This window comes from Aphanizomenon sp. CS-733/32 (genome assembly GCF_028330045.1).
In the GTDB taxonomy this organism is placed as follows: Bacteria; Cyanobacteriota; Cyanobacteriia; order Cyanobacteriales; family Nostocaceae; genus Dolichospermum; species Dolichospermum gracile.
Genome location: NZ_JAQMSE010000094.1, coordinates 1 through 3,836 on the forward strand (window position 1 = coordinate 1; position 3,836 = coordinate 3,836).

Below are 3,836 nucleotides of genomic sequence, written 5' to 3' on the forward strand. Positions count from 1 at the left end.
GCAGGGGGCAGGGGGGTAGGGTGCAGGGGGAGAAAAATACTTATCTTGTCTCTTCTCTTGCTTCTTCACTGTCACCTGTTACCTATCACCTGTCACCTTCTTCCTGCTTCTTAACAAATCTTTAACCATCCATTAAAACAGTACCGTAAATTGGTCAAGGATAGAGGATGAATTGTGAATTTTCATGTTGTTTTCGGCGATTTTTGCTGTCGGTTAGGTATTGGTATAGATAGCGAGACGGTTAGAGATTGCCTGAGAATAGCGATCGCTCATATCTTCGAGACTAACCTGGAGTAACTTCTGATTATCTGCGGTGAAAATCTCTAAATTGCCGGAATTAGATACTTTTCCTAGCTTTTGCGAGTTCTTTGGCAGATTTTTCTGTAAATAGGACTCCCATACTTCTTGGTTTTCTTGACTCACAGAAACTAAAATCCTCGCCCCACCTTCACCAAACAGCAGTTCATCAAATCGGGAATGATTTGCACTAATTGGGAAATTAATTTCCGCCCCCAAATTTCCCGAAAGACAAGATTCCGCTATAGCAACAGCTAAACCACCTTCAGCCGAATCATGGGCAGAATTTACCCAAAGGGCGCGAATACCATCACGACAAGCTTTTTGTACACACCGTTCTAAATCAAAATCAATTTTAGGGGGTTTACCTGCGATCGTATGATGAATCGTCGCCAAATATTCAGAAGCACCCAATTCTATTTTAGATTTTGGAATTGGGATTTTGGATTGAATAGGTAAACCCAGAAGGTAAATTACATCCCCGACATTTTGCCAACCTTGTCCACAAATTTTCGTTAAATCAGGAATTAACCCCACCATACCCACAACCGGAGTCGGGTAAATTGGTTGAGGATTACCTTCCCCATCAAAAGTTTCATTGTAGAGAGAGACATTTCCCCCAGTTACCGGCGTTCCCAACTCCCGACAACCTTCACTCAAACCTCGACAGGCGGACGCTAATTGCCAATAACCAATGAGTTTTTCCGGGCTACCAAAATTGAGGTTATCTGTCACAGCGATGGGTTCAGCACCCACACAGCTAAGATTCCGGGCAGCTTCCGCCACCACTGCCTTAGCACCCTCATAGGGATCAAGATAGACATAACGAGAATTACAATCTACCGTAGCCGCAACACCACTTTTGGGACTGGGGACTGGGGACTGAGGAGACTCTAAGGGACGGATACGAATCACAGCCGCATCAGCACCACCGGGTAACAATACAGTGTTATTCTGAACCTGATGGTCATATTGGCGATAAACCCAGCTTTTAGAAGCAATGGTGGGAGTATCTAGCAAAGTCAATAAAATCTGATTCCAACTTTGCCAACTTCCCGCAATTTCAATCCCCGCAGCATTGCAAACAGGTAAACTATCACTTGTCCATTGCCAAGCTTTTTGGGCATATTCGGGGGCTTCTGTTAATAATTCCCTTTCATACAAAGGCGTATTTTCCGCCAAAGCATCAGCCGGAATTTCCGCCGCAATTTTCCCCTGAAACCAAATTCTGACAATGGGTTCTGCAATCACCGTCCCCGCAACTACCGCTTGCAGTCCCCAACGGTGGAAAATATCAATTAATTCCTGTTCTCGTCCTTTTTCAGCAACAAACAACATTCGTTCTTGAGATTCCGAAAGCAGGTATTCATAAGGAATCATTCCCGATTCCCGCACCGGAATTTTATCTAAATCGAAATTAATCCCCACACCACCTTTAGCCGCCATTTCCGAAGTTGAACAGGTGATACCCGCAGCGCCCATATCCTGTGCCGCTACTACTGCCCCGGTTTTAAATGCCTCTAAACAAGCTTCAATTAAGGACTTTTCGACAAATGGATCTCCGACTTGCACAGCGGGACGGTTATCCATTGATTCATCAGTCAATTCCGCACTGGCAAAACTCGCGCCGCCCATGCCATCCCGTCCGGTGGTTGAACCCACATACAGCACCGGATTTCCGAAGCCAGAAGCCCCTGATTTGACAATTTCCGACGTTTCCATCAAACCCAGCGCCATGACGTTGACCAGGGGATTTCCAGAGTAGGCGGGGTCAAAATAGACTTCACCACCGACTGTGGGAACGCCAACGCAGTTACCATAATGACTTATACCCGCCACTACGCCTGTAAATAATCTTTGGGTTTTCGGATCATTCAAATCACCAAACCGCAAAGAGTTTAATAAGGCCATGGGACGCGCCCCCATTGTGAATATATCTCTTAATATCCCACCAACTCCGGTTGCAGCGCCTTGAAATGGTTCAACGGCGGAGGGGTGGTTATGGGACTCTATTTTAAACGCTAATTGTAGTCCGTCGCCGATATCCACAACTCCGGCATTTTCGCCGGGTCCAACGAGAATGCGGGGGCCTGCGGTGGGAAACTGTTTGAGTAAAGGGCGGGAATTTTTATAACAGCAATGTTCTGACCACATCACCCCAAACATACCGAGTTCGGCTTTGTTGGGGTGACGACCTAAGCGGCGGACGATTTCGGTATATTCTTCTGGTTTTATGCCTTCTGAGGCTATTTCTTGGGGAGAAAAGGGACTTTCACCAAATATGGTCATGGAAGTTATGCACCAAGGGGACAGAGAAATATTCTATCTGTTTACGGCAATTAAGATCATGGATTTCTTTTTAATCTTGTCAATAAATTAGCAATTATCAAGTTATTCATAATGTTATAATGTAACCACTTTTTACCCTGTATTTTTATGACATTGACAGAGATTTTGCCATCACTGCGAAAATTATCTGATCAAGAAAAAATCAAAGCTATTCAATTTTTAGCCGTAGAATTAGCTAAAGATGCACAAAATTCAGCTTTTCTTGAAGATGGTAAAACTTATGAAGTTTGGTCGCCTTATGATGCTTTTTCAGCCGAAAAAACTTTAACTGATATGTTGCAGCAGCATTTACAAAAAGAAACAAAAGAAATAAATGACATTATACCATCTGTCCCGATATGTGCCAGCAATTTCATTGTTTCCATTTTTCACCACTATTTTTAGGTACAGGTTGCCAATTTCCCTATTTATTCATATCTATATTACTACTTAAATTAAAACTTCAACTTCTTGAGCGATACTTGTAGGTTGGGGAATTGGTAAACCTGACTCTATTAAACCTTCTATATGAAATTCTATGGACTCTACAATTAGTTCTGTCCGTCGACTTTAAAAGAGAGTCAAGTACCAGCAGCAGCTAGGTATTTATTAACAAAAAGTAATCAAGAATCATCATCAAATGACATGATTTTAGAAATGATTACTACAATTATGATGTACAGGTTTGAAAATCTGACTTTACAGGAGGTTCAAGTCATGTTAGGAATTTCATTAGAAAGAAGTCGTGCTTATCAAGAAATTAAACAAGAAGGACTTAAAGAAAGTGATTTAAATTTAATTCTTCGACAGTTAACTAGACGTTTAGTAGATTTACCGGAGGAAGCAAAAAATAATATTGCTCAGTTATCTTTGAGCAATTTAGAAAATCTTGGTGAAGCGTTGTTAGACTTTAGCAGTTTACAAGATTTACAAAATTGGTTAAGTCAAGTGCAAGATTAATTTATTACTGTTCATATCCCCGAATTTTCAAGATAATTCAATGATTTATTCTATATTGATAGAAGTCGGTGATCTCAAAAATAGTAGATTTTAAATTAAAACTATATAACTAGGACTTACGCATTGACAGGATCAACCAAATATAAGGTATGGGTTTCGGGCATTTTAACGTGATTTTTTGATGATTTTTGAGCGCTCGCTATTGAGCAGAAGTTAATCACCAAAAGCCTGAAACGAGGGATTTTCGTTCA

The 3,836-nt window shown here is 41.4% G+C and carries 3 protein-coding genes and 1 pseudogene; 3 read left to right on the plus strand and 1 reads right to left on the minus strand.

Going from position 1 to position 3,836, the window contains the following annotated elements; all coding sequences use genetic code 11:
• Positions 1-213: 213 nt before the first annotated feature.
• Positions 214-2,586, minus strand: a complete 2,373-nt coding sequence (gene purL / locus PN471_RS07235) for a phosphoribosylformylglycinamidine synthase subunit PurL (RefSeq protein WP_271776266.1) — start codon at positions 2,584-2,586, stop codon at positions 214-216.
• Positions 2,587-2,733: 147 nt separating this feature from the next.
• Here purL and PN471_RS07240 point away from each other — a divergent pair, with 147 nt between their 5' ends.
• From PN471_RS07240 to PN471_RS07250, 3 genes and pseudogenes are all read left to right on the plus strand, one after another.
• Complete coding sequence (locus PN471_RS07240; protein ID WP_271776267.1) at positions 2,734-3,030, plus strand: hypothetical protein; 297 nt, start codon at positions 2,734-2,736, stop codon at positions 3,028-3,030.
• Between the two features lie 177 nt (positions 3,031-3,207).
• Positions 3,208-3,336, plus strand: a pseudogene (locus PN471_RS07245) (DUF2887 domain-containing protein); the annotation flags it as partial.
• 6 nt (positions 3,337-3,342) lie between these two features.
• Positions 3,343-3,585, plus strand: coding sequence for a DUF4351 domain-containing protein (locus tag PN471_RS07250; RefSeq protein WP_271776268.1), 243 nt, complete (start codon positions 3,343-3,345; stop codon positions 3,583-3,585).
• The last annotated feature ends 251 nt before the right edge of the window (positions 3,586-3,836 follow it).

Coding starts and splice junctions, on each gene's coding strand:
- PN471_RS07250 (WP_271776268.1), top strand. CDS start 3,343: ATGTTAGGAATTTCATTAGAAAGAAGTCGTGCTTATCAAGAAATTAAA.
- purL (WP_271776266.1), bottom strand. CDS start 2,586: ATGACCATATTTGGTGAAAGTCCCTTTTCTCCCCAAGAAATAGCCTCA.
- PN471_RS07240 (WP_271776267.1), top strand. CDS start 2,734: ATGACATTGACAGAGATTTTGCCATCACTGCGAAAATTATCTGATCAA.